Raw genomic sequence first — 25,177 nt, 5'->3', positions numbered from 1 at the left:
GTGGAGCCCGGACCAGGTCCGGGCATGACGATGTCCGAAAACGAACCTACCTGTCATGCCATGCCTTGGGCGTGGCATCCACGATTTTATTTTCCAGGCTTAAGGCTTACGCGAAATCCTGCGCCAGGCTTTCGCGCACGGATTCCGGCATCACGGCGATATGCCCGTAATGGGGATGCTCGATGGCCAGCAGCACGCGGGTGCCGGGTTTGCGGAATTCGGCGATCTGCTCGGCCGTGAAGGGGAAGCGCAGGAAATGTACGCTTGAGGTCTTGCCATCCTCGCGGTTGCGCTCGGCATCGTCTTCCGGCACGGCGCGGATCTTGTGGCCGGCGAATTCCAGCATCACGGTCTGGTCGATATTGGTGAGCTGGGCCAGCACGATGGGCCGGCGCACCGCATCCTCGATCTCGATCATGAAGGTGGCGACCAGTTCGCGGCCCTTCGGAATCAGCGGCTCGTAGGCGCGCAGCTCGTCTTCCAGCTGCTCCGCGCCGCCCTTCTCGATGAACAGCATCTCCTGGATCTGCCACCACATGGTGGCGTAATTCTCGAAATAGAAGGTGCAGAAGGGGCCGACGCCGACGCGGCGGTTTTTCTTGATCGCCACCACTTCGGCGCGCTTGTCCTTGCGCACCTTCACAAAGTCGTCGAGCGACAGGATATCGGCGTGGGTGATTGTCGTCTTCAGAGCCATAAACACATCATCCTCCTGAAAGTGCGAAGCCCCTCCGCCCCCTCAGCTTAAATTCAGATCAGACCGTAGGCCCGGGCGAACAGCTCGACCGGATGATCGGCCTTGGCGGGAAGGCTGAAGCCGTCCTTGTCCTTGCCTTCGCGCTCCATACCCTGGCGGATATGGATTGCCGCCAGCGGACATTCGGAGGCGATATGCGCCTTGTTCTCCTTCACCGCCGTACGCGCCACCGGCTTGCCGACTTTCATGCCGACCTCGAAGAATTCCTTGCGCACGCCCCAGCTGCCGCCATGGCCGGCGCAGCGTTCGATTACGGCCAAGTCCTGGCCCGGCTTCATCTCGGGGATCAGCTTCATCAGCTCGGTGGCCTTGGCGCCCATATTCTGCGCGCGGGCATGGCAGGCCAGATGCAGCGTGACGCCGCCTTCGAGCGGTTTAAGCCCCGGCGCGAGGCCTTCCTTCTTGGCGATGTCGACGATGTATTCCGAGATGTCGAAGGTGGCCTGGGCCAGCTTCTTCACCAGCGGGTCATTCGGCAGGATCAGCGGCCATTCGAATTTCAGCATCAGCGCGCAGCTCGGCACCAGCGCCACGATGTCATAGCCCTGATCGATCAGCGGCGCGAAGGCCTCGGCCACCACGCGGGCCTTCTTCGCCACGTCGTCGATGTCGCCCTGCTCCAGTCGCGGCATGCCGCAGCAGCCGGGATATTCCACCCGCAGGTCGACGCCGTTATGGGCGAGGATTTTCTGCGCGGCGACACCGATATCGGGATTGTTGTAATTGCCGAAGCAGGTGGCGTAGATCGCCGCCTTGCGCTTGCCATAGGCCGGCGCGGCAGTGTTCACTGCGGCCGGTTCGGATTTGGCGCGCGCCACCAGCGTTTTCGCATTGAATTTCGGCAGCTCGGCATCGCGATGGATGTCGGCGACGGTTTCCATGATCGGCCGCGTCAGGCCGTTGCCGCGTTCGGACGCCCAGTTGGCAATCGGCGCGACCAGGCCGGCCAGCTTGCCGTTGCGGTCGGTCTGCGACAGCTGGTCGCCGATCTTGTCCTTGTGGCCGTGATGCCGCTCGGCCGCGCGGTAGCGCAGCATCAGATGCGGGAAATCGAGGTTGAACTCGTGCGGCGGCACATAAGGGCACTTGGTCATGTAGCACAGATCGCAGAGCGTGCAGGCATCCACGATCGGCTTGAAATCCTTCGACTCCACCTCGTCCAGCTCGCCGGTGGGCGAGGCATCGACCAGGTCGAACAGGCGTGGGAAAGAGTCACACAGGTTGAAGCAGCGGCGACAGCCATGGCAGATGTCGAGCACACGCCGCATCTCGGCGTCGAGCTTTTCCAGATCGTAGAAATCGGGATTCTGCCAGTCCAGCGGATGCCGGGTCGGCGCCTCGAGGCTGCCTTCGCGCATGGTCGTCTCCGGGAGCGGGTGCGTCTACGGGAAAGGCCCGGAGTCCAAGCGGACTCCGGGCGGTACGTCACCTTTGAAACGCGCGGCGATCAGCCGAGCGTGTCGAGCGCCTTCTGGAAACGGCCGGCGTGGCTCTTCTCGGCCTTGGCCAGCGTCTCGAACCATTCCGCGATCTCGTCGAAACCTTCGTCGCGGGCGGTCTTGGCCATGCCGGGATACATGTCGGTGTATTCGTGGGTCTCGCCGGCAACGGCGGCCTTCAGGTTGTCGGCCGTGGCGCCGATCGGCAGATCGGTGGCCGGGTCGCCGACTTCGGCCATGAATTCGAGATGGCCGTGGGCGTGGCCGGTCTCGCCTTCCGCGGTGGAGCGGAACACGGCGGCGACGTCGTTGTAGCCTTCCACGTCGGCCTTCTGGGCGAAGTAGAGGTAGCGGCGGTTCGCCTGGCTTTCACCGGCGAAGGCTTCCTTCAGATTGTTGTGGGTCTTGGTGCCTTTGAGTGCGGGCATGGCTGGTCCTCCTTGTTCTTCCCTGCATACCGCCGGGGCCGGGTTGGCCCCGGGGCGGGCGCCCCGCTCTGGCCCCCCACTGCCAATGGGGGGCAGCGGGACAGAGATTCGGGACGCTGCGGATTATGGACCGGCGCCTTTCACTGTCAAGGTTTTTTGGAATTATTCTAACTTATGCAGGGTCGCTACGACCCTGCCGCGTGGCGGCTCAGTCTTCCAGTCGCACGATCACGTCGACCCGGGCAATCCTGGCGCCGTCGGGGGCCGATGGCAGGCGGGCGACCGCCACCTCGGTTTCCGGAATGTCGCGCAGCTCGCCGGTGCGCTCGTAATAGAAATGGTGATGGGCCGACAGGTTGGTGTCGAAATAGGCCCGGCCGGCATCGACGGTCACCATGCGGAGCAGGCCGGCGGCGGTGAACTGGTGCAGGCAGTTATAGACCGTGGCCAGCGACAGCCGGGCGCCGCGCTCGGCGGCCTCGGTGAACAGGCTTTCCGCCGTCACATGCCGGTTGCCGCGTGAAAACAGGATTTCGGCCAGCACCAAGCGCTGGCGCGTGGTACGCAGGCCAGCGGCCCGCAGTTGTTCGGCGGCGGCCCGGAAGCGGGGTTCGATCACCTTGGTCATGATTTGCATATATAGCAGGATTGGGCTGCCGGCCACAGGAATGTCATACTTGGCCGTTCCCGGCCATTTTCCAGGGCAAAGCCCCGTTTCGGCCGGGTGAAAGGCCAGACCGGTGGCACAGATGTAACAAAGTGCAACGAAACTGTTGCGACCGGGCCCCGGATCACTACATTGTGGCCGGAAGGCGAAGGATGGCCCGCTATTTATGGCCTGGAGCGGCTGCTGCGGCAGCGGCCCGGGCATGCCGGCCAGCGGGAGGATTTGCCGGCCAATCGGGCCTTGCACGGCGCAATCGTTGCCCGGCAGGCGTTGCTAACGGGGTTGAGGGTTTCCCAACGTGGAACAGAAGAACAGTTACAGCTACGAGGATCTTCTTGCTTGCGCGCATGGCAAGCTGTTTGGCGAGGGTAATGCCCGCCTGCCGCTGCCGCCCATGCTGATGCTCGACCGCATCGTGAAGATCGTCAGCGACGGCGGTAAATATGGCAAGGGCGAGATCGAGGCCGAACTCGATATCAAGCCCAACCTGTGGTTCTTCCCCTGCCATTTCGAGAACGACCCGATCATGCCGGGCTGCCTGGGGCTTGATGGCATGTGGCAGCTGGTCGGCTTTTTCCTCGGCTGGATGAAGGCACCGGGCCGGGGCCGTGCGCTCAGCGTCGGCGAGGTGAAGTTCTCCGACATGGTGACGCCGGCGGCGAAAAAGATCACCTACAAGATCGACATCAAGAAGCTGCTGCTGCGCAAATTCGGCATCGCCATCGCCGACGGCACCATGTATATCGACGGCAAACCGGCCTATGAGTGCAAGGACATGCGCGTCGGCGTTTTCCCCGATGGCATGGCGCCGGCCGCCACGTAACAGCCGGCCCGAGTAACAGCCGGCAAGGGGCTGCGTCGGTTTATTGAACGGGTGCAATGACTGCGGCTGCCGGATTGGTTTTCCTGCGATCCGGCCCGCATCCTGAGGAGTTTCACGCCCATGCGTCGCGTCGTCGTTACCGGTATCGGCATCACCTCGTCCATCGGCAATACCGCCGAGGAAGTGGCCGACAGCCTGAAGGCCGGCCGTTCCGGCATCGTGTTCGCCGAGGACTACGCCCGACTCGGTTTCCGCAGCCAGGTGCATGGCACCGTCAAGATCGACCTTGATGCTGCGGTCGACCGGCGCCAGAAGCGTTTCATGGGTGACGGCGCGGCCTACGCCTATCTGGCGATGGAACAGGCGATCGCCGACAGCGGCCTGGAGCAGGGCGACATCATCAATCCGCGCACCGGTCTGATCGTCGGCTCGGGCGGCGCCTCGACCAAGAATCTGGTTGCCGCTGCCGATATCGTGCGCGAAAAGGGCGGCCCGAAGAAAATCGGCCCCTTCATGGTGCCGCGCACCATGTCGAGCACCTGCTCGGCCGTGCTGTCCACCGCTTTCAAGATCAAGGGCGTGAATTATTCGATCAGCTCGGCCTGCTCGACCTCGGCGCACTGCATCGGCAATGCCGCCGAACTGATCCAGCTCGGCAAGCAGGACGTGATCTTCGCCGGTGGCGGCGAGGAACTGGACTGGACCTTAAGCTGCCTGTTCGACGCCATGCCGGCGATGTCCTCGTCGTTCAACGCCACGCCCGAGCGCGCCTCGCGCGCCTATGACAAGGACCGCGACGGCTTCGTGATCGCCGGCGGCGGCGGCATCGTTGTGATGGAAGAGCTGGAGCACGCCAAGGCGCGCGGCGCCAAGATCTATGCCGAACTGGTCGGCTATGGCGCCACCTCGGACGGCGCCGACATGGTCGCTCCCTCGGGCGAAGGCGCGGTGCGCTGCATGCAGATGGCCCTGGCCGAAAGCGCGCGCGGCAGCAACGCGCCGATCGACTACATCAACACTCATGGCACATCCACACCGGCGGGCGACATCACCGAACTGAACGCGATCCGCGAGGTGTTCGGCGAGGCCGTGCCGGCGATCAGTTCGACCAAGTCGCTGACCGGCCACAGCCTGGGCGCCGCCGGCGTGCAGGAAGCCATCTATAGCATGTTGATGATGCGCGACAACTTCATCGCCGCCTCGGCCAATATCGAAAACCTCGACCCGGGCGCCGAAGGCTTCCCGATCGTGCGCGAACGCCGCGACAACGTGACGCTGAACCGCGTGATGTCGAATTCCTTCGGCTTCGGCGGCACCAACGCGTCGCTGGTGTTCCAGCGCTACGAGGCCTGACCGCTTCCATCCCTCTGCCCAAAACAGAAACCTCCTTCCTTTCCGGATTTCCGATATGACCGAAATGCGCGCGTTGATGAGTGGCAAGCGCGGCCTCATCATGGGGGTCGCCAACGATCACTCGATCGCCTGGGGCATCGCCGAGATGCTGCACCGGCATGGCGCCGAACTGGCCTTCACCTTCCAGGGCGAGGCCTTCGAGCGTCGCGTGCGGCCGCTGGCCGAGAGCGTGAACGCCAAGGCGGTGGTGCCCTGCGATGTCGAGGACGAGACCTCGATGCGCCAGGCCTTCGAGAAGGTCGGCGCCGCCTTTGGCAACCAGATCGATTTCGTGGTGCATGCCATCGCCTATTCCGACAAGGAAGAGCTGAAGGGCCGCTACCTCAACACCACGCGCGGCAATTTCAGCCGCTCGCTGCTGATCTCCTGCTATTCCTTCACCGAGGTCGCGCGGCTGGCCATGCCCTATATGAGCAATGGCGGTTCGCTGATCACGCTGACCTATGAGGGCAGCACGCGGGTGATGCCGAACTACAACGTGATGGGCGTGGCCAAGGCGGCGCTGGAAGCATCCGTGCGCTACCTCGCGGTCGATCTCGGCCCGCAGAATATCCGCGTCAATGCCGTGTCGCCCGGCCCGATGCGCACGCTGGCCGGTTCGGCCATCGGCTCGGCGCGGGCCACCTTCAAGTTCACCGCGCAGCACAGCCCGCTGCGCCGCAACGCCAGCTTGGACGAAGTGGGCGGCGCCGCGCTGTTCCTGCTCTCCGACCTGGGCGCCGGCGTCACCGGCGAGATCGTGCATGTCGACAGCGGCTTCCATGCGCTCGGCATGCCGAACCCGGCCGACCTGAACGGGAACGGCAACGGCGAAGGCTGACGCCGGCGGCGCGGTTCCCGGATTTGCCGCTGTGGATCGCCCGCTAAATACCCTGATGTCCGATCTGCGGCTGCCGGGCCACCTGCAGCTCGCCGAACATTGGCTCGGCCTCTACCGGAATCATGGAGATCGCGTGCCGCCCTTGAGCGCACTCGATCCGATCCGTTTCCCCAAGGCGCTGGCCGACAGCTGGATCGTCGATGCCGAAGAGGGCCGTCGGTTTCGCATCCGCCTGTCGGGCGAAACGCTGGTCAGCTGGTACGGCTTCAATCCGAAGGGGCGACATTACGAGGACCTCTTCACCCCGGCCATCCTGCCCGCCGTCACCGAACAGTCGTGCCGCGTGATCGGCGACCCCGCCATCTGCTATCACCGCATGCATACGACGATTCCCGACTGGACCGTGCCGGCCTTCTTCGAACGCCTCGTGCTGCCGCTGGCCGATGCCGAGGGCCGCGTGCGCCACCTGGTCGGTGCCACGCTGTTCCAGGGCGAGGCCGACCACGGCAAGGGTGGCAAGGCCGCCGTGGTCGATGCCGATTACTGGTATGCCGTTTCGGCCGCCATTTAAATCCGCCTGCATTACGGCTTTGTAATTTCCATTTCGGCAGTGGGGTTTCTACGTTGCAGGCATGGAACACGGCCTTGCCTCGCTGATTGTCGACATGCCCGATGCCAAGCTGCAGGCGGTGGCGCGACACTGGCTCACGCTGTATTACGCGGCCAATGGCATCCCGCGCCTGCGCGACATCGATGCCGTGCAGATGCGCCAGGCCCTGGCCGATATCTGGATCCTCGACCTGCATGACGACGGCATGCCGCGCGTGCATCTGGCTGGCGAGACGCTGGCCGACTGGTTCGGCCGCTGCCTGAAGGGGCTGCCGCTGGACACGATTTACAATGCCGACATATTGCCTGTGGTCATGAACACGGTGCGGCAGGTGAGCGAGACGCCGGCCATCCTCATGCAGCAGGCGCGCAGCCTGCCCACCGCGCGCAGCTTCACGGTGCCGTTCCATCGCCTGGCGATGCCCCTATGCGACGACAACGGCACCATCCGCCATGTGCTGGGCGTTTCGGTCTTCAGCACCCGCGAAGGCCATGGCAATGGCCCGGCGCAGACCAGCATAGAGCGCGAATGGCTCTATCCGCTGAGTACCGCCGCCGCCGAACGCGTCGCCGCCATGGTGGCCTGAGCTGCTTCAGCCCAGCGCGATCTTCAGCACGCCGAACAGCCGCTCCACATCCTGATCGGTGTTGTAGAGATGCGGCGTCACCCGCATCGACTGGCCGCGCACGCTGACGAACACGTTTTCCGCCGCCAGCTTCGCCGGCAGGTCAGCCGGCACGCCGTCCTTGAAGCGCAGGCCGAGGAAATGGCCGGCGCGTTTTGTCGCCGGCGCCGAACCGAGGCCGAATTCCGCCTGCGCGCGCGCCGCGATGGCAGCCGTGCGCGCGGCCAGCGTGGCCTGGATGTTGGCCACACCCCAGCCGAGCAGCATCTCGAGCGCGGCCATCGACGCCGGCATCAGGGCGAAATTGCTGCGCTCGCCCACATCGAAGCGGCGTGCACCGGGCTGGTAGTCGCTCTTGTAATCGACCAGGCCGGCGAAATTCTCCGAATCCCGGCGCGCGATCCAGTTCTGCTCGAACGGCATCGCCTGCTGCCAGCGCTTTGCTACATAGAGATAACCCAGGGAATAGGGCCCCATCAGCCATTTGTAGCCGCCGACGGCGAGGAAATCGGGATCGATCACCTGCACGTCGAAGGGCAGCGCGCCGAGCGACTGCGTGGCATCGATACACAGGGCCGCGCCAACCTTCGTGCAGGCCTGGCGGATCGCGACGAGGTCGAGCAGGCCGCCATCGGTCCAGTGGCAATGGGGCAGCGCGACAATCGCGGTGTTCGCGTCAATGCGCGCCAGCACCGCCGCAGTCCAGTCGTCGTCGGCCGGGCGCGGCACCTGCACATGGGCGGCATTCGCTGCCCGCGCCTTCTCGATCCAGGGATAGACATTGGACGGAAACTGCTCGGCCAGCGTCAGCACGCTCTGGCCGCGTTTAAGCGGCAGGGCATGGGCGGCCACCGCCATGCCGTAGGAGGCCGCCGGCACGATGGCGACATCGTCGGTGGCGGCGTTCACCATACGCGCGAATAGCCCGCGCACGATCTCGGTATCGGTGAAGAAATCCTGCGCCGTCACCGTCCAGGGCTGCGCCTTGCGCGCCATGCCGGCCTCGCCTGCCGCCACCACCGCCTTCGCCAGCGGCGACATGTAGGCACAGTTCAGATAGGCGATATCGTCGGGGATGTCGAAGAGATGGCGTTGCGAGGGCAGCAGTTTGGTCGGGCTATGCGCGGTCATACCCCGAGCTTAGCGGCGCGGCGATGGTGCTGGCCATGGCTGAAAAATGTATGGCAACAATTTTGCGCCGGCCCGGGACTGGTCCGGCGCCGGCCTGGGGCGCAAAGTGCGGCCAAGCATAAACAGACCCCAGCCATCATGCCGCTGCCCCATATTGCCCTTGCCGTCCTGATCGCCGCGCTCTGGGGCTTCAACTTCGTCGTGATCCGCATCGGGCTGGATGCCTTTCCGCCCTTCCTGTTCAACGGCCTGCGTTTCGCCGTGGCGGCCCTGCCCTTCCTGCTGTTCTTCCGCCATCCTGGCGTGAAATGGCGCTGGGTGATCGGCACCGGCCTGGTGCTGGGCGTGGCCAAGTTCAGCCTGCTGTTCCTCGGCATGGCCCATGGCATGCCAGCGGGCCTGGCCTCGGTGGTGATGCAGGCCCAGGCCTTGTTCAGCGTCGCCTTCGCCGCCCTGCTGCTGAGCGAGCGGCCGGGCATGGTTCAGTGGATCGGCCTGGGCATCGCCGCCGCCGGCCTGGTGGTGATCGGCAGCGATCTTGGCGTCGATACGCCGATGCTGGCCTTCCTGATGCTGATCGCGGCGGCGGCCTGCTGGGGCTTTGCCAATATCCTGACGCGCCGCGCGGCGACAAAACAGCCGCTCGCCTTCATGGTCTGGGTCAGCGCGGTGCCGCCGCTGCCGATGCTGGGCCTGTCATGGGCCTATGAAGGCGAAGCCGCGATCATGCAGACCCTTGCCGGGCTGGACATGAAGGGCATGCTCGCCGTGCTCTATATCGGCCTGCTCTCCACCACGGCCTGCTTCGCCGCCTGGAGTTTCCTGCTGCGGCAATACAAGGCGTCGCTGGTGGCGCCCTTCACCCTGCTGGTGCCGGTCTTCGGTCTGGCCAGCGCGGCTCTGGTGCTCGACGAAATGCCGTCGACCGTCGAGCTGGCCGGCTCGGCGCTGATCCTGCTGGGACTGATGGTGAATGCCGGGCTGCTGACGCGCTGGATGCGCCGCACGGCCGCCGCCTGAAAAGACCTAAGCGGCATCGCCCTATAATTTCATGGCCAGGTCGCGAATCGCATCGCGACAGGCATCGGCCGTGCGCTCCAGATAGGACCGTGCTTCGGGACGAAGGCCATCCTGCTGCAGTTGTTCGTTGATCGACGCGAGAATAGCGCGCAGGTGCCGTATACGACCCGGCATATCCTTCTCCCCCTCAGGCGAATCAGTCATCACCCGACGGAGAGTGCCGTCTGCATGGTTAACAAAACCTGAGAGCGCCCAATCGGAAGCCGGATCAGGCCGCCGCGCCTTCGGTGACGTAACCGGTGAACTGGCGGATGCTGTCGAGCATGTGTCGCGGCACGGGATCGTGGCCCTTCAGGATCAGCACCAGGGCGGCGCGCGTGACGCCGAGCTTGGCGGCATATTCCTCGAAGCTGATGCCGTTGCGACGGCAGGCCTCCAGCACCAGCGGCTGGGCATCGCGGGCAAAGAACTGCTTTGCCCCATAGCCCCGGGTTTCCAGGGCGATCTGATGAGGGATCGGATTCGGGCGGTACACGGTTTGCCTCCTTACAGTTCCGTCTGGCCGCAGCGGGGCCGGCGGGATTGCGCCGGCGGAGAAAAATTTGGCGAATGCCGTGACGGATTCAAGAGGAAATTCTGCCGCAGCCCAGCTGCCGCAGGCATGACCCGTGACCGGAGTTTCGGGGGTGTGTTTAAACGCTGAGGTCGGCGTTGCGGCCCATGCCGCGCGGGCGGGTGCGGTCGGTCTTGGCCTCGGTGGCCGAGGCGCCGCTGTCGCTGTCCTTGCCCTTCTTGGCCTTGGACCGGTCGGAACCGCTGGAATTGCCCGAAGCGGTGGCCGCCATGCGCGTATCGGCCCGCACCGGCACGGCCGTCACCGCCGCGGCCGCCTGGGTCGCGTTGGGAGCCTGATTCTGCTGGGCCAGACCATGGGCCGGGGTTGGCGCCTGGGCCTGGGGCAGAGAGCTGAGCGGTGGGACAAGAAAGGTCATGTTTTACATGTATGATGGGGTATAACCCTTGACAAGGATATTATTTCCCAAAGTGGTTAACACCGAATCAATCCACCCGCCCCGCGCGAAGGAAGCCCGGCCCTGACCCAGTCGAAAACGGATAAAAACCGGAAAACCGCCGGAAAACCTGGCCTTCTGGCCCGGCTGTTCGGTGCCGAGGCGCCGGCCAAACCGGCGCCCAAACGGCAATATACCGGTCCGGCCAAGGATCCGCGGGCGGTTCTAGCCCAGCAGATCAGGACGATTCGCGCCAAGCTGAACCCGCAATTGCTGAAGATCGCCGAGAAGCTGGCGAAAAAGGGGCCACCGGTGACCGACCAGGAACGCGCCACGCTGGCCATCGAGTTGTTTCTGGCGCAGAAGCAGGATGGCGGCGATTTCGCCGCCAAGCTGAAGGCCAAGCTGGAAGAGCAGAAACGCCGCAGCCACTAGGGCGCGGCAAAGGCTTTGGTGTTTCAGTGAACCGTCGTGTGCGGCGGTTCACCTTCGGTCTTGTCCGCTGCCGCGGCCGGCGCGTCGGCCGCCGGGGCTGTCGCGGGCTTGGCGTCACCGCGCCGCAGGCGCTCATGCGCCTTGATCGAAAACGGAATCGAGCCCAGATAGGCCAGTTCGATGGCGGCCAGCGTATACCACGGCTGGTTCAGCAGGGCGGCGGCCAGCAGGCCGACGCCAAGCAGCACCAGGCCGACATACTCGCGCGGCACCCGCACGCGCTTGAACGAAAAGGTCGGCACGCGGGAAATCATCAGGCCGCCGATGATCAGCAGCCACAGCGCGTTCAGCGCCGGCGAGCGGAAGAAGTCGCTCTCCATTTCCAGGCTGATGATTAGGAACAGCAGGGCCAGGCCGGCGCCGGCCGGAGAGGGAATGCCGGTGAAGAAACTGCCGGTCCATTGCGGCTTTTCCGTATCGTCCAGCGCGGTGTTGAAACGCGCCAGACGCAAAGCCGTGCAGACGCTGTAGGCCAGCACCACCAGCCAGCCGGTATTGCCGTTGCCCAGGTCGTGCAGGGTCCAGAAATACAGCACCATCGCCGGCGCCACGCCGAAGCTGAGGAAATCCGACAGCGAATCCAGCTCGGCGCCGAAACGCGAGGCGCCTTTCAGCAGCCGCGCCACGCGGCCGTCCAGCATGTCGAACAGGGCGGCGATGGCGATGGCCATCACGGCGAACTTGAACTGCCCGAGCAGCGCGAAGCGGATCGCGGTCAGGCCCGAGCAGAGCGCGATGATGGTGAGGATGTTAGGCGCGAGCGTGTTGAGCGGCAGGTTGCGCAGGCGCTGCGGCGGCTTGAGGCTCATCGGCATATCGCCATCTCCTTCACGGCACGCATAGTCTAGGCGGCCCGTCTTGCCGCCTGGTTAACGCGCCTGGCACTCCGCCTGGTCCTTGCTCAGCGCACTTCGCCGGTGCGCGGCTGTTCGTTGGCGCCGTCCTCGGCGATCACCGTCTCGCCGGCGATCATGCGCTGGCCGACACAGACCAGCGGCACCATGCCATCATCCAGATAGATGTCGACGCGGCTGCCGAAACGGATCAGGCCGAAGCGTTCGCCGGCGCGCAGCTGCTGGCCTTCCTGCACCTCGCAGAGGATGCGCCGCGCCACCAGGCCGGCGATCTGCACGACCGCGATTTCCTTGTCGTTCTTCAGCTTCAGCCGCATAGACTGGCGTTCGTTGTCGGTGCTGGCCTTGTCGAGCGCGGCATTGAGGAACTTGCCCGGACGATAGGCCAGCGCGGTGATCGTGCCATCCGCCGGCGCGCGGTTCACATGCACGTCGAACACGTTCATGAACACCGAGATGCGCTGGCGCGGGTCGCTGCCCATGCCCAACTCTTCCGGCGGGGCGGCGCGCTCGATCATCTGCACCACGCCATCGGCGGGCGAGATCAGCAGGCCGGCGCGCACCGGCGTCACGCGCGGCGGATCGCGGAAGAAATAGGCGCACCAGCAGGTCAGGATCACGCCCAGCCAGCCCAGCGGCTCGGCGACCCAGAACAGCACCAGAGTCACCACGGCGAAGATGGCAATGAACTTCCAGCCCTCGCGGTGGATCGGCACCAGAACGGAACGGATCGTGTCCATATTTACGTCTGCCTCGTGCAAAATCTTGTGGCTGCTAATCTAAGGGCTGGCGGTTGCCATATAAAGGGCTGGCCGGCAAACATCATGGCCAAGCTTCCCGGACCGAAGGATTCCGTGCCATGGCCATCACTCTCTATGAGCTCGCTGCCGCCGACGGCCGCCGGTTCAGCCCCCATTGCTGGAAGGCGCATATGGCGCTGGCCCACAAGGGCCTGTCCTACGAGGCGGTGCCCACCCGCTTCACCCAGATCCGGGAGCGCTGCGGCGGCGCATTCAAGACCGTGCCGATCCTGGAGGATAACGGCAAGCAGGTGGTCGATTCCTGGGCCATCGCCGAATATCTCGACCAGGCCTATCCCGACCGGCCGGCCCTGTTCGGCGGAGAGACCGGCAAGGCTCATGCCCGCTTTGTGCAGAACTGGGCGCAGACCCAGCTGCATCCGCAGATCGTGCGACTGATCGTGCACGACATCTTCACCCAACTCGCGCCCGAGGATCATGCCTATTTCCGTGAAAGCCGCGAGAAGCTGTTCGGCGCCACGCTGGAGCAGGTGCAGGATGGCCGCGACGGACGGCTGGCTGCCTTCCGCGCCGCGCTGGAGCCTGCGCGCCAGACCCTGAAGGCGCAGCCCTTCATCTCGGGCGCCGCGCCGCTTTATGCCGATTACGTGCTGTTCGGTCCGCTGCAATGGGCGCGCGTCATGGGCCGCCTGGTGCTGTTGGAAAACGACGATCCGGTAATGGCCTGGTTCCAGCGCGTCGCCGCTCTGCATGGCGGCAACGCGCTTAAACAGCCGGGCTACTGGGCGGCCTAGACAACCGCCCCATTTGACACCCTTTACTGCAGCACCGGATTGGCGCGCAGGCGATCGGCGGCGAAATCGATGAAGGCGCGGATCTTGGCATTGGCGCGCCGACCCTCGGCATGCAGCAGATGCACCGGGATCGGCGGCCGTTCGTGCTCGGCCAGCAGCACCTGCAGTTTCCCGGCCTGTAGTTCCGGCGCCACCATGTAGGACAGAACGCGGGTGATGCCGCGCCCGGCCACGGCGGCGGCGATCACGGCTTCGGCCGAATTCACGAAGAAGCGCGCCGGCGGCTCGATCACCGCGTCGCGGAAATGCCAGCCCTCGGCCACGACAGGCGGCGCGAAGAGCAGGCAGGTATGGTCCATAAGGTCGCGCGGCTTCAATGGCATGCCATGGCGCGCAATATAGTCTGGCGAAGCCACCACCACGGGCCGCACATGGCCGACGCGCACGGCGCTTAAACTCGAATCCTGCAGATGCGCGATGCGCACCGCCACATCGAAGCCTTCCTCGATCAGGTTGGTGACGCGGTCGAGCAGCAGCAACCGCGTCGTGACGTCGGGATAACGGTCGAGGAAATCCAGCACCACCGGCGCCACATGCCGGCGGCCGAACATCAACGATGCCGTGATGCTGACCTGGCCGCGCGGCGCGTCATGCAGACCGGCGGCCGAGGCCTCGGCCTCGTCGATGTCGGCCAGGATGCGGCGGGCATCGACGAGGAAACGTTCGCCCGCCTCGGTCAGGCGCACATGACGGGTGCTGCGCTGGAACAGAGCCGTGCCCAGCCGCTCCTCCAGCAGGGCGACGGCGCGGGTGACCGAAGGCGGCGAGAGATGTAGCCGCCGGGCGGCACCGGCAAAACCGCTTTCCTCGGCCACCGCCGCAAAAACCCGCATGGCTTCCAGGCGATCCATGGATTATTTCATATTCTGAAACAGAAACTTGTAAAAGCAGATTATTATCATATTGAAAGGAAATGACAGTCTATCGGGACCGTAACCTGAAGGACCAGCCTCCCCATGACTACCCGCATGACTGCCCCGATCCGCCTGCACCGTTTCGCCCTGTCCGGCCATGCCCATCGCGCCGAACTGTTCCTCTCCCTGCTCGGCCTGCCGTTCGAGGCCATCGATGTCGACCTGCGCGCCGGGGCGCAGAAGCAGCCCGATTTCCTGCGCCTCAATGCCTTCGGCCAGGTGCCGGTGATCGAGGATGGCGATGTGGTGATAGCCGACAGCAACGCCATCCTGGTCTACCTCGCCAGCAAATACGACAAGACCGGCCGCTGGCTGCCGCGCGATCCGGTGCTAACGGCGGAAACACAGCGCTGGCTGTCGGTCGCCGCCGGGCCGCTGGCCGTGGGCCCGGCACTGGCGCGCATCATCCTGCTGTTCAAGGCGCCGCTGGATCATGAGCGCGCGAAAACGGCGGCGACGGCACTGTTCGGCGTGATGGATGCCCATCTGGCCGGACGCGAATACTTCGTTGGCAAGGGGCCGACGATTGCCGATATCGCGCTCTATTCCTACACGGCCCATGCGCCCGAGGGCGGCGTGGCGCTGGAACCTTACGCCAATATCCGCGCCTGGCTGCAGCGCATCGAGGCCCTGCCCGGTTTCGTGCCGATGATCAAAAGCCCCCTGCCGCAGGCGGCGGAGTAAACCCATGGGCCGCTTCCATGCCGGCGAACAGGCGTTGCAGGCGCGGCTGAACCCCGCCCTGCCCGCGCGCATGCAGCAGACTGCCGCCATGGCGATCCGCGAATTCATGCCCGACCAGCATCGCGATTTCTTTGCCATGCTGCCCACGCTGTTCGTCGGCAGCGTGGATGAAGAAGGCCGGCCCTGGGCCTCGGTGTTAAGCGGCCAGCCGGGTTTCGTGCTGTCCCCCGATCCACGCAGCCTGCATGTGGCGGCAAAGCCCGTCGCCGGCGATCCGCTGAACGATCACCTGCGCCTGGGCGCGCAGCTGGGCCTGCTGGGCCTGCAGCCGGAAACGCGGCGGCGCAATCGCATGAACGGGCGCATCACGACGCTGGATGACAGCGGTTTCACGGTGGAAGTCGAACAGAGCTTCGGCAACTGCCCGCAATATATCCAGGCCCGTGCGCCGCGTTTTGCCGCCGCATCCGAAACGCCCCGCCTGCTGCGCGAAACCGCGATCCTCTCGCCGCGTGCCGCCACCATGCTGGCCGAGGCCGATACCCTGTTCATCGCCACCTCGGCCGATGGCGAAGGCGTGGACGTCTCCCACCGCGGCGGCCGGCCCGGCTTTTTGCGCGTGGAAGAGAAGGATGGCGCCACGCGGATCACGCTGCCCGATTTCCGCGGCAACAAGTTCTTCAACACGCTGGGCAACATCGCGCTGAACCCGCGCGCCGGCCTGCTGGTGGTGGATTATGCAACCGGCGATCTGCTGCAGCTCACGGCCCGGGCGGAGATCGTCTGGGACGGGCCCGAGGTGGACAGCTTCGCCGGCGCCGAACGCCTGCTGCGTTTAACTGTGGAAGAAGGCCACATCATCGAAGGCGGCCTGCCGTTGCGCTGGAGCGACCCGGATTACGCGCCGCAGCTTGCCGGCTAGTCGCCCGCCGCCGGCAGCGGGGTAGCGTTCGGTCGGTCAGAGACGATTGCTTCACCGGCCGCGCGGGCTTCCTGCTGCTTGTGCCACAGCGCGGCATACAGCCCGCCGGCCTGCAGCAGGGCATGATGCCGGCCACGTTCGGCGATGCGGCCCTGATCCAGCACGATGATCTCGTCGGCATCCACCACGGTGGACAGGCGATGGGCGATCACCAGGGTGGTGCAGCCTTCCGCCGCGCGGGCCAGGGCGGCCTGGATTTCGCGTTCCGTATGGGTGTCGAGCGCCGAGGTGGCCTCGTCGAACACCATGATCTTGGGCTGTTTCAGCAGCGCACGGGCAATCGCCACGCGCTGCTTCTCGCCGCCCGACAGTTTGAGGCCGCGTTCGCCCACCATGGTCTGAATGCCATCGGGCAGGCGTGCGATCAGGCCATCGAGCTGGGCCATTCTTGCTGCCTCTTCCACCTCGGCGTCAGAAGCTTCCACGCGGCCGTAACGGATGTTGTAGAGGATGGTGTCGTTGAACAGCACGGTGTCCTGCGGCACGATGCCGATGGCACGCCGCAGGCTGGTCTGGCTGACCTCGCGGATATCCTGCCCGTCGATGCGGATACAGCCGTCGCTGACATCGTAGAAGCGATAGAGCAGGCGCGAGAGCGTGGACTTGCCGGCACCCGACGCCCCCACCACCGCCACCTTGGCGCCGGAGGGAATGCGGAAACTCACCCCGGCCAGGATCTCGCGGCGCGGATCGTAGGCGAAACGCACGGCATCGAATTCGACCTCGCCGCGCGACACGTCCAGCGCCGGTGCACCGGGTCTGTCCTGCACCTCCTGCGGCACGTCGAGCAGCTTGAACATCGCTTCCATGTCGATCAGGCCCTGCTTGATCTCGCGATAGGCGAAGCCGAGGAAGTTGAGCGGCAGGTAAAGCTGGATCAGATAGGCATTGACCATGACGATGTCGCCCAGCGTCATGGAACCATCGCGCACGCCCAGCACGGCCAGGCTCATCACGCCGATCAGGCCGACGGCGATGATGGCGCCCTGGCCCAGATTGAGCAGGGCCAGCGAGGTCTGGCTTTTCACCGCGGCGCGTTCGTAGCGGCTGAGCGCCTCGTCGAAACGGCGCGCTTCATGCGCCTCGTTGGTGAAGTATTTCACCGTCTCGTAATTGAGCAGGCTGTCGATGGCCCGCGTATTGGCGCGCTGGTCCTCGTCGTTCATCTGGCGCCGGTATTTGGTGCGCCATTCGGTGATGCTCAGCGTGTAGAAGATATAGCCCGCGATGGTACCGACCGTGATCAGCGCGAAGCTCCAGCCATAGAGCCACCACAGGATGCCGCCGACCAGGCCGATCTCGACGATGGTGGGCAGGATGTTGAAGGTCATGAACTGCAGCACGAACTGGATGCCCTTGGTGCCGCGTTCGATCACCCGGCTCAAACCGCCGGTCTGGCGCTCCAGGTGGAAGCGTAGGGACAGGGCATGCAGATGGTTGAAGGTCTGCAGGGCCAGGTCGCGGATCGCCGCCTGGGCCACCTTGGCGAATACCGCGTCGCGCAGCTCGCCAAACCCCTGGGACGCCATGCGCGCCACGCCATAGGCCAGCACCATGGCCAGCACGGCGCCGACGGCGATCTGCCCGGCCGATACTCCGGTATCCAGCAGGTCGACCGCGCGCTTGAAGAAATATGGCACTGCAACATTGACCAGCTTGGCCAGCACCAGGAACAGCAGCGCGATCACCACGCGGCGGCGCAGGTCGGGCCGGCTGGCCGGCCAGAGTCGCGGAATCAACAAGCCAGGTAGCGTTTTTTTCAAGTCGGTCATGATGGGCGTGGGGCTGTGGCTGGATTAGGCTGGCGGTGCTTGATCGGGGTGTGTACGGAGCGTATCGTTCGCTCCCCAGATAATCGACCCCGATTATTCCTTTTTCTGGCTAGGGAGCAGTCCGATGAAAGTGGTGAGCTTCGTCCGCAATGGCAAGAGCTCGTATGGAGTGGTCTCCGGCGACGGGATCGTGGATGTCGGTGCGAAACTGGGCGGCAAGTATGCCGATCTCGTCGCGGTTCTCAAAGCCGGCGCGCTGGCCGAGGTGGAGTCTGCTGCCAAAGGTGTGACGGCCGACATGAAACTGGACGGCACCACCCTGCTGCCGGTGGTGCCCAATCCGGGCAAGATCGTCTGCGTCGGCGTCAATTACGACGAACACCGCCGCGAAATGGGCCGCGAACCGCCAGGCCATCCCACCATCTTCGTGCGTTTCCCCGAAAGCCAGGTCGCCCATAACCAGCCCCTGCTGAAGCCCGCCGAATCCGACAAGCTGGATTACGAGGCCGAGCTGGCCGTGATCATCGGCAAGCGCGGCTACAAGGTTTCCGAGAACGATGCCTTCAGCATCATCGCTGGCTATTCCTGCTACAACGACGGCTCGGTGCGCGACTGGCAGACCCACACCGGCCAGTTCACCCCGGGCAAGAATTTCGTCGCCACCGGCGGCTTTGGCCCCTGGATGGTGACGGCCGATGAAATCCCCGACCCGCAGGCGCTGGCCATCGAAAGCCGCCTGAATGGCCAGGTGATGCAGAAGTCGAATACCGAACTGATGACCTTCAACATCCGCAAGATCATCAAGTATGTGACCACCTTCACCCCGCTGGAACCCGGCGACGTGATCGCCACCGGCACGCCGGGCGGCGTCGGCACCAAGCGCAATCCGCCGGTCTACATGAAGGATGGCGACATCATCGAGATCGAGATCGAGAAGGTCGGCCTGCTGCGCAATCCGGTGAAGAACGCTTAAAACAGCTTTCTTCAGACGTCTTTTCCGACGGCTTCCGCAACACTGCGGAAGCCGTCTTTTTTCAGCAGGGCAGCAAGCTCCGCCTTGATCCGGCCGGCCAGACCGGGGCCCTCATAGACCATGGCGGAATAAAGCTGCACGGCCGAGGCGCCGGCGCGGATGCGGGCATAGGCATCCTCGCCCGAGGCGATGCCGCCCACGCCGATCAGCGGCATGCGGCTGCCGATCTTGCCATAGAGCTGTTTCAGCACGGCCTGCGCACGATCACGCAACGGGGCACCCGACAGGCCGCCGGTTTCGGCCTTGTGGCGGCTGCGCAATGTATCAGGTCGCGCGATGGTGGTGTTGGTGGCGACGATGCCGTCCAGCCGGTATTGCAGGGCCAGTTCCGCCACCGCGTCGATGTCTTCCTCGGCCAGGTCGGGCGCGATCTTGACCAGCAAGGGCGTCTTGTATTGCGCATGCAGCGGCTGCAGCCGGGCGAGCAAAGCGGCCAGTTCCTCGCGGCCCTGCAAATTGCGCAGGCCCGGCGTGTTGGGCGAGGAGACGTTGACCACGGCAAAGCCACAGAGTGCGGCCAGCCGCGCATAGGAAATCGCGTAATCGCCGGGACGGTCTTCCGAGTCCTTGTTGGCACCAAGATTGACGCCGACCAGGCCCAGACGGCCGCGCCGCGCCTCCAGCCGCGATGCCACCACATCCAGCCCTTCGTTGTTGAAGCCCATGCGGTTGATCACCGCGCGGTCTTCCTCCAGACGGAACAGGCGCGGCTGCGGATTGCCTGGCTGCGGACGTGGCGTGACGCCGCCGACCTCGACGAAACCGAACCCCAGACGCAGCATGGCATCGGCCACTTCGGCATTCTTGTCGAAGCCGGCTGCCAGCCCGACGGGATTGGGAATGCGTTTGCCGAACAGAGTGGTGGCCAGCACCGGATCATCCGTCTGGCGGGGCGGCAAGACCAACCCGGTTTTCAGTAGATCGAGAGTCAAACGATGCGCGCGTTCGGACTCCACATGCCGCACCAGCGGCCAGACCAGACAGCGATACAGGTTCATGCAACAGACCCCGGGCTGGCCTGCAACGGGGCGCCGAGGGGCAGCGTGGCGAGGATATCAAATTCCAGCGCAGGATAGCGCGTTTCGCGCAGCACGATGACATCCCGCAGCGGAAATTCCAGATCGACGGGCAATGCTGCGATTCGCGCGGCGAAATCTGCCGGCAAGGCTGAAGGCGCGGCATAACGCGCCAGCGTGAGGTGGATCAGGTCGTAGCGCGGCGCACCGCCGGGCGGCGGCGGCAGAACTTCTGCCAGACGGCGGCGCAGCGACCAGACCGCAGCGCCGGCTTCGGCGCGATCATCGGCCATGGCGATCACTGCCGTGGGCGTGGCGCGCAGGCTGGTGAAGCGCAAGGTCACGGGCTTCTGCGCGGCGGCCCAGTCGCGCAGCGCGGCCAGCACCGTTGCGGCATTGGCGGCCCAGTAGGCGTCCTTGTCGAAATCCTGCCGCACCGGCGCGGCGGCATAGAGCGAAAGATGCTGATGCGCGGGCGGCACCAGGCACAGGCCACAGGGGGCGGCAATAGTGGCGACCTGCGTCAGCACCGGCTGCAAGGCCGCCTGCGTGCCGGCCGATGCCAGCGCGGCCACCCCGTAGGAGCGCGCCGGCTGCTGCCAGAAGGAATCGAGGCTGAACCCGGTATTCATGACTCAAGGTCGGGGAAGACATGCCGGCCATCGGGACCGAGCGGCAAAGGCGCGACGCGATGCACGGCCGCAACCGGCAGGTCGCCATAGAGATGGGGGAACAGATCGTCGTTGCGCGACGTTTCCCATTTCAGCGGCGCCGACAGGGCATCCGTCCGCACATACAGCAGCACCAGGTCTTCCAGCCCGGCATAATGCTTCGCCGCCGTTTCGGCCACCTGGGCGGATGTCGAGAAATGGATGAAGCCGTCGCGAATGTCATGCGCGCTGCCGGCAAAATGCCCGGCGGCTTTCGCGGCGGCCCAGTCGGCGGCCGGCAGGATACGGTATATGGTGGTCATATTGATGGCATAGCAGAAAGCTTGCCGGCCGGGGAGAGTTCCGCCGTCATTTCGCCCGGCCGGTGGTTTTCTCGAAACTGCGCAGACCGGCCATGCCCAGCATGGCCAACACCAGTTCGAACAGGGCATCAATGCGGATCTCCGGCGGCTGCACGCCCGGCGCCCAGAGCGCGGCGGCCCAGAGGAACAGTGGATGGCCGAGATAGGCCCAGCCCACGCCGGCGGCGCAGATCCAGCCCACGGCCGGCCGCCAGCCGGCGACGAAGACGCTGCGATGCGCCGCCTCGATCTTGTTCAGCTCGACCTGAAGCTCGGCCGGATGTTGCCGCAACTTCTCCAGCACGGCCTCGGCTTGGGCGCGTTCGGCATCGGAGGTGAACAATTTATCGAAGACATTGCCGATCGCCTCGATGGGTGAGGCGATATTGGCCACCAGCAGTTTATCCAGCATGGCGCGGCTCCGTTCAGGCGATGTCATTATAGAAGGCATGGCGGCCGATCACGGCGCAGGGGGTGTGCCCCCTGGCCCAGTTCGGCGCGATGTCGACGGTGTGATAATGAGTGGCGCCGAAGGTGTAGTCGGGCAGGCCGCCGCCCAGCGCCTGGTCGGCCACCTGCAGCGCGATGCGGAACTGCACGTCGCGTTCATCCACCTTTTCCAGCTTGGCGCGATTGGGGTCGTCCGCCAGCCAGCAGGAAAACTGCCAGGGCCGCAGGCAGACATCGGCCACGCTGCGACCCCACCAGCCGGGTTTGGCGGCGCGGTTGAGGATCACGCTGGCCACGGCCATCATGCCCTCGCGTCCTTCGCTTCGTGCTTCGCCCCACAATGTGCGGGCCAGCGTGTCGCGCGTGAAGGCCTGGTCGCCGAAGGCGGCGGCACGGCTGACATGACCGGTCGGCGGTTTGCGATGAATCGTCATGTGTCGCTCCGAATCAGGAAGAGGCCCGCGCCGGCAGATCGAGCTTGGCCTCGATGCGCAGCAGGTGCTCGGTCAGCCGTGTTTCGACATCCTTGAGGTAGCCGATGGAGGCATAGCGCTGGGCGACCTCGAGTTTGTAGTCCGAGAGTGCGGCCCGCGTGGCGGTGATCGCCGCGCGATGCTCGGCCTGCAATTGTGCGATCTGCTGTTCGGCGCGGTCGCGCTGGCGCTGGATCATCCAGAACAGGCCGGCCAAAGCCGGCAGTTCCACGGCGCTGAGCCACCAGGTCCAGTCGAAGGCTAGATTGGCCATGGCGTATTCCTTTCCTGCAAATTCGCAAATCGCAATCTCAGGGCTCGAAATCACTGGCGGCGACATGCGTCTCGCCGCCCAGCCGCCAGTTCGGCCGGCCGGGTCGCGACGGCAGCATCCCGAGCCGCACCGGTTCCGACAGCAGGCAGCCGGCCACGGCATCCAGGCCATCGTCGCGGCCCAGGCTGCTGCGACCCTGACGACCCGGCCGCCATTCGCGCATCTCGCTGAAGAACGGCGTCTGCGCCACGCTGTCATGGGCTTTCAGCGCGCCGGCAGCCAGCACGGTGTCGAAAGCCTCCAGGATACGCACGGCCTTGGCCTTGCGGCTGGTGCATTCGATCACGCCGGTGCCGCATTCGGCTTCGGCCAGGGCGCGTCGCAGCAGACCGGGCAGGAACTTGCCCAGGCCGTTCGTCTCCAGCCGGATCGCCGGCAGGTAAAGTGCCTTGGCGAATTGCGCCGCCTGGCGGCAGAGCTGGGTGGCGGCATCGGTGGGATCGCGCGGATCCTGCTGCAGCCATTCGATCCGGTGCAGCCAGTAGCCACCCTCGCCATCGGCGAAGACTGCGGCGATCACGCTGCCATCGCCCTTGCGCGGCGAACCGAAGGAGGGATCCCACCAGCAGCTGGCCGAGACCATGCGCCGGCCGCCAATCTCGATGCACAGCCGTTCGCCGCTCAGCACCTCGACCTTCAGATCGTCGCGGTAACCCGCGATCATGTTCGGATCAAGCCGGCCATTCTCGGCCGAGGTGGGCTGCAGGAGCATCTGCGCGGCAAAACGCGCGGGGCCGGTGCGACGCCGGATCACCTCCAGCCTTTCGCGCGGGAAACGTTCGGGCCAGCGGCTCTCGCCCTGTTCGTCCAGCACCGGCAGCACCAGGCGCTGGAAGCCGGCGAGGAAGGGAGCGTCCTCGTTGATCTCGCGACGCGGCTCCAGGGCGTAGATGGAATAGTAGGAATGCGGCGTGCCGATATAAAGCTGCGTGCCTTCGGGCACCAGCACGTAATCGATCTCGGCCAGACGGGCCCGCAGCTCCTCGCGCTTGGCCGGTGTCTCGCAGGTGGCCGGCACCTCGACATCGTCGCACAGCACGATATCGGCGCGGCAGCCGGTGATGTTGCCGTTCAGGCCGCGCGCCAGCATGGACGGATCGCGCCATTCCTTCGCGCGCTGCACGGTGAACTGGTCGGCCGCCCATTGATCGCGCCGCATGGGGCGCAGCGAGATCGTCAGCGGATGACGCTCGATGATGCGTTTCACGTTGCGCACCATCTTGCGCGCCAGCGCCTGTTCGGCGGCCAGCACCAGGATGCGCAGGCCGGGATCGCGCAGCAGCAGCCAGGCCGCGAACAGGCCCACCAGGGTGGACTTGCCGGCATCGCGGAAGACCAGCAGCAGCAATTCGCGTTTGCCGTCCAGCCAGCTCTGCTCCAGCCACGCGAGGATTTCGCGATGCAGCGCGGGCAGGCCGAGATTCTGCCGCTGGTTCCAGAAGCGCACGAACTCCACCAGCGAGACTCCGCGCGCCACCTCGGGCGGCACGCTGCGGATCGGCAGCAGCTCAGCCACGCTCGGCCTCATCCAGCGCGGCGACCATGGCGCGATAGCTGTCGATGTCGAGATCGATGCCGGCGGTGCCGGGGCCGTCTTCCTCATCCAGCGCGAGCAGCTTGCGCAGCAGCGCCAGATGGCTCAGCACCGAACGCGCCGTGGCATGGCGCTGGGCCAGCGCCTTGTCGTCGCCCGGCAGGTCGGGCCGCACCTCGAGTTCATGATAGACCTCGGTGACGGCGCGGAATTTCTGGGTGGCGACGACGCGGAACCGTTCGACGAGCCGGCCCGGACTGGTATCGGAATCGGTATTGGTGTCGGTGATGCTGGTCATGGCAATCTCCAGACCGGACAGGCCCAGCGGCGGCAAACCGCCGGGCCGCCCGGATCAAGCCTTGATGATGTAATTGAGGATCAGCGTCGGCTGGACGTTGTTATGCGGCTGATCGCCGCCGGTGGCTTCGGTATTGCCCACCGCCGGACCGGCATTTCGATAGTTCGGGTTTATAGACCCATTAGAAGAGGGGTCCTCTCGCATGCCATGACGATGCGAGGGCATTTCGGCAATCGTGAGCTGGTGCTGCTGGTTGCCGCCAGCGGTGCCAAGAACGGCACCATCCAGACCAGCGGCAGAGGTTGCGGTAAGGCGATCGGCGGTTACACCGCCCATATCGTCCCGGCCCGCCGCCACCCGGCCGCGCAGGTCAGGCAGGTTAAAGCTGGTGCTGCCGTCGCCTGAGCCATAGGTGGTTCCGATCATGGCAAAAAGGTTGGCATAGGAATCTCGACTGACCGCCGCACCGTCGCAGAACAGCCAGCCGGTCGGCGCGCTGCTGCCGGCAAACGGAGACACCAGGCCAGTGGGAAGCAGGCTGTCGGTGATGGCAATCTGCAGGGTTTCATCATCGCCGTCATTCAGTTCGATCAAGGCGATACCGCTGCCCGCGACCAGCTTTTCGGCCAATGCCCGCGCCGTCGTATCGTTGCCCGATACATGCACGGTCTGCAGACGGCGAATGCGGATCACATCCCCGCTGGCCGGCGCGGCGGCAAAGGCGACAGTGCCGCCAAAGGGATCGCCGGCGCCATAGACGGTGACGCCGGTCGCCGGCGCGCCATTGTGATAGACCACGATTTCGGCGGGCGCGGCAAAGGCGAAGGGAATATCGAACAGAACGGTAGCGCCGTTGCCTTCATAGGTGATGACGGCATTGCCGGTATTGACGGGAATCGACATGGAAAAACCTCTCTATCAATGAAAAACCGGAAACAAATGACGTGCAGATAATCGTCGCGGGACGC

General features: G+C 65.1%; 32 protein-coding genes. 11 read left to right on the top strand and 21 right to left on the bottom strand.

What is annotated here, in order from left to right; translation table 11 throughout:
* Positions 1-106: 106 nt before the first annotated feature.
* From ACK4FJ_RS07620 to irrA, 4 genes are all read right to left on the bottom strand, one after another.
* Positions 107-697 (bottom strand): DUF3501 family protein, encoded by a 591-nt coding sequence (locus ACK4FJ_RS07620; RefSeq protein WP_409765251.1) that lies wholly within the window; start codon positions 695-697, stop codon positions 107-109.
* Positions 698-750: 53 nt separating this feature from the next.
* Positions 751-2,115 (bottom strand): (Fe-S)-binding protein, encoded by a 1,365-nt coding sequence (locus ACK4FJ_RS07615; RefSeq protein ID WP_409765250.1) that lies wholly within the window; start codon positions 2,113-2,115, stop codon positions 751-753.
* 89 nt (positions 2,116-2,204) lie between these two features.
* The gene (locus ACK4FJ_RS07610; protein WP_409765249.1) at positions 2,205-2,624 is read right to left on the bottom strand and encodes a rubrerythrin family protein; all 420 of its coding nucleotides are present in this window, start codon (positions 2,622-2,624) and stop codon (positions 2,205-2,207) included.
* A gap of 208 nt (positions 2,625-2,832) precedes the next feature.
* Entirely contained in the window at positions 2,833-3,252 is a 420-nt protein-coding gene (irrA, locus tag ACK4FJ_RS07605; protein WP_409765248.1) for an iron response transcriptional regulator IrrA, read from the bottom strand.
* A gap of 337 nt (positions 3,253-3,589) precedes the next feature.
* Between irrA and fabA the strand changes: the two genes are divergently transcribed.
* The 5 genes from fabA (at position 3,590) to ACK4FJ_RS07580 (ending at position 7,543) form a co-directional block, all read left to right on the top strand.
* Complete coding sequence (fabA, locus tag ACK4FJ_RS07600) at positions 3,590-4,114, top strand: bifunctional 3-hydroxydecanoyl-ACP dehydratase/trans-2-decenoyl-ACP isomerase (RefSeq protein WP_374302074.1); 525 nt, start codon at positions 3,590-3,592, stop codon at positions 4,112-4,114.
* 120 nt (positions 4,115-4,234) lie between these two features.
* A complete protein-coding gene (gene fabB, locus ACK4FJ_RS07595; protein WP_409765247.1) occupies positions 4,235-5,467 on the top strand; it encodes a beta-ketoacyl-ACP synthase I in 1,233 nt (410 codons plus the stop codon).
* Between the two features lie 55 nt (positions 5,468-5,522).
* On the top strand, positions 5,523-6,347 hold the full coding sequence (locus ACK4FJ_RS07590) for an enoyl-ACP reductase (RefSeq protein WP_409765246.1): 825 nt from the start codon (positions 5,523-5,525) through the stop codon (positions 6,345-6,347).
* A 55-nt stretch (positions 6,348-6,402) separates the two neighbouring features.
* Positions 6,403-6,918 (top strand): PAS domain-containing protein, encoded by a 516-nt coding sequence (locus ACK4FJ_RS07585; RefSeq protein ID WP_409765245.1) that lies wholly within the window; start codon positions 6,403-6,405, stop codon positions 6,916-6,918.
* Between the two features lie 61 nt (positions 6,919-6,979).
* The gene (locus tag ACK4FJ_RS07580; RefSeq protein WP_409765244.1) at positions 6,980-7,543 is read left to right on the top strand and encodes a PAS domain-containing protein; all 564 of its coding nucleotides are present in this window, start codon (positions 6,980-6,982) and stop codon (positions 7,541-7,543) included.
* A 6-nt stretch (positions 7,544-7,549) separates the two neighbouring features.
* On the opposite strand, the gene ACK4FJ_RS07575 is transcribed toward ACK4FJ_RS07580, so the two are convergent.
* On the bottom strand, positions 7,550-8,713 hold the full coding sequence (locus tag ACK4FJ_RS07575) for an aminotransferase class V-fold PLP-dependent enzyme (protein ID WP_409765243.1): 1,164 nt from the start codon (positions 8,711-8,713) through the stop codon (positions 7,550-7,552).
* A 138-nt stretch (positions 8,714-8,851) separates the two neighbouring features.
* Between ACK4FJ_RS07575 and ACK4FJ_RS07570 the strand changes: the two genes are divergently transcribed.
* Positions 8,852-9,733 carry an EamA family transporter gene (locus ACK4FJ_RS07570; protein WP_409765242.1) on the top strand — a complete coding sequence of 294 codons (882 nt, stop codon included), beginning with the start codon at positions 8,852-8,854 and terminating at the stop codon, positions 9,731-9,733.
* Positions 9,734-9,754: 21 nt separating this feature from the next.
* On the opposite strand, the gene ACK4FJ_RS07565 is transcribed toward ACK4FJ_RS07570, so the two are convergent.
* The 3 genes from ACK4FJ_RS07565 to ACK4FJ_RS07555 all read right to left on the bottom strand — a co-directional run bounded on the left by ACK4FJ_RS07565 (position 9,755) and on the right by ACK4FJ_RS07555 (position 10,725).
* Positions 9,755-9,907, bottom strand: a complete 153-nt coding sequence (locus tag ACK4FJ_RS07565; RefSeq protein ID WP_409765241.1) for a hypothetical protein — start codon at positions 9,905-9,907, stop codon at positions 9,755-9,757.
* Between the two features lie 94 nt (positions 9,908-10,001).
* Positions 10,002-10,268: a hypothetical protein gene (locus tag ACK4FJ_RS07560; protein ID WP_409765240.1), complete on the bottom strand. Its 267-nt coding sequence runs from the start codon at positions 10,266-10,268 to the stop codon at positions 10,002-10,004.
* Positions 10,269-10,425: 157 nt separating this feature from the next.
* A complete protein-coding gene (locus ACK4FJ_RS07555) occupies positions 10,426-10,725 on the bottom strand; it encodes a hypothetical protein (RefSeq protein ID WP_409765239.1) in 300 nt (99 codons plus the stop codon).
* 288 nt (positions 10,726-11,013) lie between these two features.
* Here ACK4FJ_RS07555 and ACK4FJ_RS07550 point away from each other — a divergent pair, with 288 nt between their 5' ends.
* Positions 11,014-11,178 carry a hypothetical protein gene (locus tag ACK4FJ_RS07550; protein WP_409765238.1) on the top strand — a complete coding sequence of 55 codons (165 nt, stop codon included), beginning with the start codon at positions 11,014-11,016 and terminating at the stop codon, positions 11,176-11,178.
* A 23-nt stretch (positions 11,179-11,201) separates the two neighbouring features.
* On the opposite strand, the gene pssA is transcribed toward ACK4FJ_RS07550, so the two are convergent.
* Entirely contained in the window at positions 11,202-12,053 is an 852-nt protein-coding gene (pssA, locus tag ACK4FJ_RS07545; RefSeq protein WP_409765237.1) for a CDP-diacylglycerol--serine O-phosphatidyltransferase, read from the bottom strand.
* An 86-nt stretch (positions 12,054-12,139) separates the two neighbouring features.
* Positions 12,140-12,832: a phosphatidylserine decarboxylase gene (locus ACK4FJ_RS07540; RefSeq protein ID WP_409765236.1), complete on the bottom strand. Its 693-nt coding sequence runs from the start codon at positions 12,830-12,832 to the stop codon at positions 12,140-12,142.
* A gap of 119 nt (positions 12,833-12,951) precedes the next feature.
* Between ACK4FJ_RS07540 and ACK4FJ_RS07535 the strand changes: the two genes are divergently transcribed.
* On the top strand, positions 12,952-13,647 hold the full coding sequence (locus ACK4FJ_RS07535; protein ID WP_409765235.1) for a glutathione S-transferase family protein: 696 nt from the start codon (positions 12,952-12,954) through the stop codon (positions 13,645-13,647).
* 23 nt (positions 13,648-13,670) lie between these two features.
* Here ACK4FJ_RS07535 and ACK4FJ_RS07530 read toward each other — a convergent pair whose 3' ends face one another.
* Positions 13,671-14,558, bottom strand: a complete 888-nt coding sequence (locus ACK4FJ_RS07530) for a LysR family transcriptional regulator (RefSeq protein WP_409765234.1) — start codon at positions 14,556-14,558, stop codon at positions 13,671-13,673.
* A gap of 117 nt (positions 14,559-14,675) precedes the next feature.
* Here ACK4FJ_RS07530 and ACK4FJ_RS07525 point away from each other — a divergent pair, with 117 nt between their 5' ends.
* Positions 14,676-15,305, top strand: coding sequence for a glutathione S-transferase family protein (locus tag ACK4FJ_RS07525; protein ID WP_409765233.1), 630 nt, complete (start codon positions 14,676-14,678; stop codon positions 15,303-15,305).
* Between the two features lie 4 nt (positions 15,306-15,309).
* Complete coding sequence (locus tag ACK4FJ_RS07520; protein ID WP_409765232.1) at positions 15,310-16,227, top strand: pyridoxamine 5'-phosphate oxidase family protein; 918 nt, start codon at positions 15,310-15,312, stop codon at positions 16,225-16,227.
* Here ACK4FJ_RS07520 and ACK4FJ_RS07515 read toward each other — a convergent pair.
* Entirely contained in the window at positions 16,224-18,059 is a 1,836-nt protein-coding gene (locus ACK4FJ_RS07515; RefSeq protein ID WP_409765231.1) for an ABCB family ABC transporter ATP-binding protein/permease, read from the bottom strand. The genes ACK4FJ_RS07520 and ACK4FJ_RS07515 overlap by 4 nt on opposite strands.
* Positions 18,060-18,183: 124 nt before the next feature.
* On the opposite strand from ACK4FJ_RS07515, the gene ACK4FJ_RS07510 reads away from it, so the two are divergent.
* A complete protein-coding gene (locus ACK4FJ_RS07510) occupies positions 18,184-19,032 on the top strand; it encodes a fumarylacetoacetate hydrolase family protein (RefSeq protein ID WP_409765230.1) in 849 nt (282 codons plus the stop codon).
* An 11-nt stretch (positions 19,033-19,043) separates the two neighbouring features.
* Here ACK4FJ_RS07510 and ACK4FJ_RS07505 read toward each other — a convergent pair whose 3' ends face one another.
* From ACK4FJ_RS07505 to ACK4FJ_RS07465, 9 genes are read right to left on the bottom strand one after another with little or no spacing between them, the layout of a single operon-like run.
* Positions 19,044-20,090 (bottom strand): quinone-dependent dihydroorotate dehydrogenase, encoded by a 1,047-nt coding sequence (locus ACK4FJ_RS07505; RefSeq protein WP_409765229.1) that lies wholly within the window; start codon positions 20,088-20,090, stop codon positions 19,044-19,046.
* Positions 20,087-20,740 (bottom strand): 2'-5' RNA ligase family protein, encoded by a 654-nt coding sequence (locus ACK4FJ_RS07500; protein WP_409765228.1) that lies wholly within the window; start codon positions 20,738-20,740, stop codon positions 20,087-20,089. Before ACK4FJ_RS07500 ends, ACK4FJ_RS07505 begins: the two co-directional genes overlap by 4 nt.
* A complete protein-coding gene (locus tag ACK4FJ_RS07495; protein WP_409765227.1) occupies positions 20,737-21,081 on the bottom strand; it encodes a DUF952 domain-containing protein in 345 nt (114 codons plus the stop codon). Before ACK4FJ_RS07495 ends, ACK4FJ_RS07500 begins: the two co-directional genes overlap by 4 nt.
* A 46-nt stretch (positions 21,082-21,127) precedes the next feature.
* Positions 21,128-21,532: a 3TM-type holin gene (locus ACK4FJ_RS07490; protein WP_409765226.1), complete on the bottom strand. Its 405-nt coding sequence runs from the start codon at positions 21,530-21,532 to the stop codon at positions 21,128-21,130.
* 13 nt (positions 21,533-21,545) lie between these two features.
* The gene (locus tag ACK4FJ_RS07485) at positions 21,546-22,004 is read right to left on the bottom strand and encodes a cell wall hydrolase (protein ID WP_409765225.1); all 459 of its coding nucleotides are present in this window, start codon (positions 22,002-22,004) and stop codon (positions 21,546-21,548) included.
* Between the two features lie 13 nt (positions 22,005-22,017).
* Positions 22,018-22,317, bottom strand: a complete 300-nt coding sequence (locus ACK4FJ_RS07480) for a hypothetical protein (RefSeq protein ID WP_409765224.1) — start codon at positions 22,315-22,317, stop codon at positions 22,018-22,020.
* Between the two features lie 37 nt (positions 22,318-22,354).
* On the bottom strand, positions 22,355-23,893 hold the full coding sequence (terL, locus tag ACK4FJ_RS07475) for a phage terminase large subunit (protein ID WP_409765223.1): 1,539 nt from the start codon (positions 23,891-23,893) through the stop codon (positions 22,355-22,357).
* Positions 23,886-24,209 carry a hypothetical protein gene (locus tag ACK4FJ_RS07470; protein WP_409765222.1) on the bottom strand — a complete coding sequence of 108 codons (324 nt, stop codon included), beginning with the start codon at positions 24,207-24,209 and terminating at the stop codon, positions 23,886-23,888. The genes terL and ACK4FJ_RS07470 overlap by 8 nt, the downstream gene beginning before the upstream one ends.
* 54 nt (positions 24,210-24,263) lie before the next feature.
* Positions 24,264-25,112 (bottom strand): phage tail fiber protein, encoded by an 849-nt coding sequence (locus tag ACK4FJ_RS07465; protein ID WP_409765221.1) that lies wholly within the window; start codon positions 25,110-25,112, stop codon positions 24,264-24,266.
* Positions 25,113-25,177 lie beyond the last annotated feature (65 nt).

The organism is Ferrovibrio sp. (assembly GCF_046297595.1).
Lineage (GTDB): Bacteria > Pseudomonadota > Alphaproteobacteria > Ferrovibrionales > Ferrovibrionaceae > Ferrovibrio.
The sequence above is the reverse complement of the archived record's forward strand: the minus strand, read 5'-3'. Positions and strand labels throughout refer to the sequence as shown.

Coding starts and splice junctions, on each gene's coding strand:
- ACK4FJ_RS07490 (WP_409765226.1), bottom strand. CDS start 21,532: ATGCTGGATAAACTGCTGGTGGCCAATATCGCCTCACCCATCGAGGCG.
- ACK4FJ_RS07580 (WP_409765244.1), top strand. CDS start 6,980: ATGGAACACGGCCTTGCCTCGCTGATTGTCGACATGCCCGATGCCAAG.
- ACK4FJ_RS07510 (WP_409765230.1), top strand. CDS start 18,184: ATGAAAGTGGTGAGCTTCGTCCGCAATGGCAAGAGCTCGTATGGAGTG.
- fabB (WP_409765247.1), top strand. CDS start 4,235: ATGCGTCGCGTCGTCGTTACCGGTATCGGCATCACCTCGTCCATCGGC.
- ACK4FJ_RS07480 (WP_409765224.1), bottom strand. CDS start 22,317: ATGGCCAATCTAGCCTTCGACTGGACCTGGTGGCTCAGCGCCGTGGAA.
- ACK4FJ_RS07505 (WP_409765229.1), bottom strand. CDS start 20,090: ATGAACCTGTATCGCTGTCTGGTCTGGCCGCTGGTGCGGCATGTGGAG.
- ACK4FJ_RS07540 (WP_409765236.1), bottom strand. CDS start 12,832: ATGGACACGATCCGTTCCGTTCTGGTGCCGATCCACCGCGAGGGCTGG.
- ACK4FJ_RS07575 (WP_409765243.1), bottom strand. CDS start 8,713: ATGACCGCGCATAGCCCGACCAAACTGCTGCCCTCGCAACGCCATCTC.
- ACK4FJ_RS07465 (WP_409765221.1), bottom strand. CDS start 25,112: ATGTCGATTCCCGTCAATACCGGCAATGCCGTCATCACCTATGAAGGC.
- ACK4FJ_RS07565 (WP_409765241.1), bottom strand. CDS start 9,907: ATGCCGGGTCGTATACGGCACCTGCGCGCTATTCTCGCGTCGATCAAC.
- ACK4FJ_RS07530 (WP_409765234.1), bottom strand. CDS start 14,558: ATGGATCGCCTGGAAGCCATGCGGGTTTTTGCGGCGGTGGCCGAGGAA.
- ACK4FJ_RS07485 (WP_409765225.1), bottom strand. CDS start 22,004: ATGACGATTCATCGCAAACCGCCGACCGGTCATGTCAGCCGTGCCGCC.
- ACK4FJ_RS07620 (WP_409765251.1), bottom strand. CDS start 697: ATGGCTCTGAAGACGACAATCACCCACGCCGATATCCTGTCGCTCGAC.
- ACK4FJ_RS07535 (WP_409765235.1), top strand. CDS start 12,952: ATGGCCATCACTCTCTATGAGCTCGCTGCCGCCGACGGCCGCCGGTTC.
- ACK4FJ_RS07590 (WP_409765246.1), top strand. CDS start 5,523: ATGACCGAAATGCGCGCGTTGATGAGTGGCAAGCGCGGCCTCATCATG.
- irrA (WP_409765248.1), bottom strand. CDS start 3,252: ATGACCAAGGTGATCGAACCCCGCTTCCGGGCCGCCGCCGAACAACTG.
- ACK4FJ_RS07615 (WP_409765250.1), bottom strand. CDS start 2,115: ATGCGCGAAGGCAGCCTCGAGGCGCCGACCCGGCATCCGCTGGACTGG.
- ACK4FJ_RS07555 (WP_409765239.1), bottom strand. CDS start 10,725: ATGACCTTTCTTGTCCCACCGCTCAGCTCTCTGCCCCAGGCCCAGGCG.
- ACK4FJ_RS07500 (WP_409765228.1), bottom strand. CDS start 20,740: ATGAATACCGGGTTCAGCCTCGATTCCTTCTGGCAGCAGCCGGCGCGC.
- ACK4FJ_RS07525 (WP_409765233.1), top strand. CDS start 14,676: ATGACTGCCCCGATCCGCCTGCACCGTTTCGCCCTGTCCGGCCATGCC.
- ACK4FJ_RS07495 (WP_409765227.1), bottom strand. CDS start 21,081: ATGACCACCATATACCGTATCCTGCCGGCCGCCGACTGGGCCGCCGCG.
- ACK4FJ_RS07515 (WP_409765231.1), bottom strand. CDS start 18,059: ATGACCGACTTGAAAAAAACGCTACCTGGCTTGTTGATTCCGCGACTC.
- ACK4FJ_RS07570 (WP_409765242.1), top strand. CDS start 8,852: ATGCCGCTGCCCCATATTGCCCTTGCCGTCCTGATCGCCGCGCTCTGG.
- pssA (WP_409765237.1), bottom strand. CDS start 12,053: ATGCCGATGAGCCTCAAGCCGCCGCAGCGCCTGCGCAACCTGCCGCTC.
- ACK4FJ_RS07520 (WP_409765232.1), top strand. CDS start 15,310: ATGGGCCGCTTCCATGCCGGCGAACAGGCGTTGCAGGCGCGGCTGAAC.
- ACK4FJ_RS07585 (WP_409765245.1), top strand. CDS start 6,403: ATGTCCGATCTGCGGCTGCCGGGCCACCTGCAGCTCGCCGAACATTGG.
- ACK4FJ_RS07470 (WP_409765222.1), bottom strand. CDS start 24,209: ATGACCAGCATCACCGACACCAATACCGATTCCGATACCAGTCCGGGC.
- ACK4FJ_RS07610 (WP_409765249.1), bottom strand. CDS start 2,624: ATGCCCGCACTCAAAGGCACCAAGACCCACAACAATCTGAAGGAAGCC.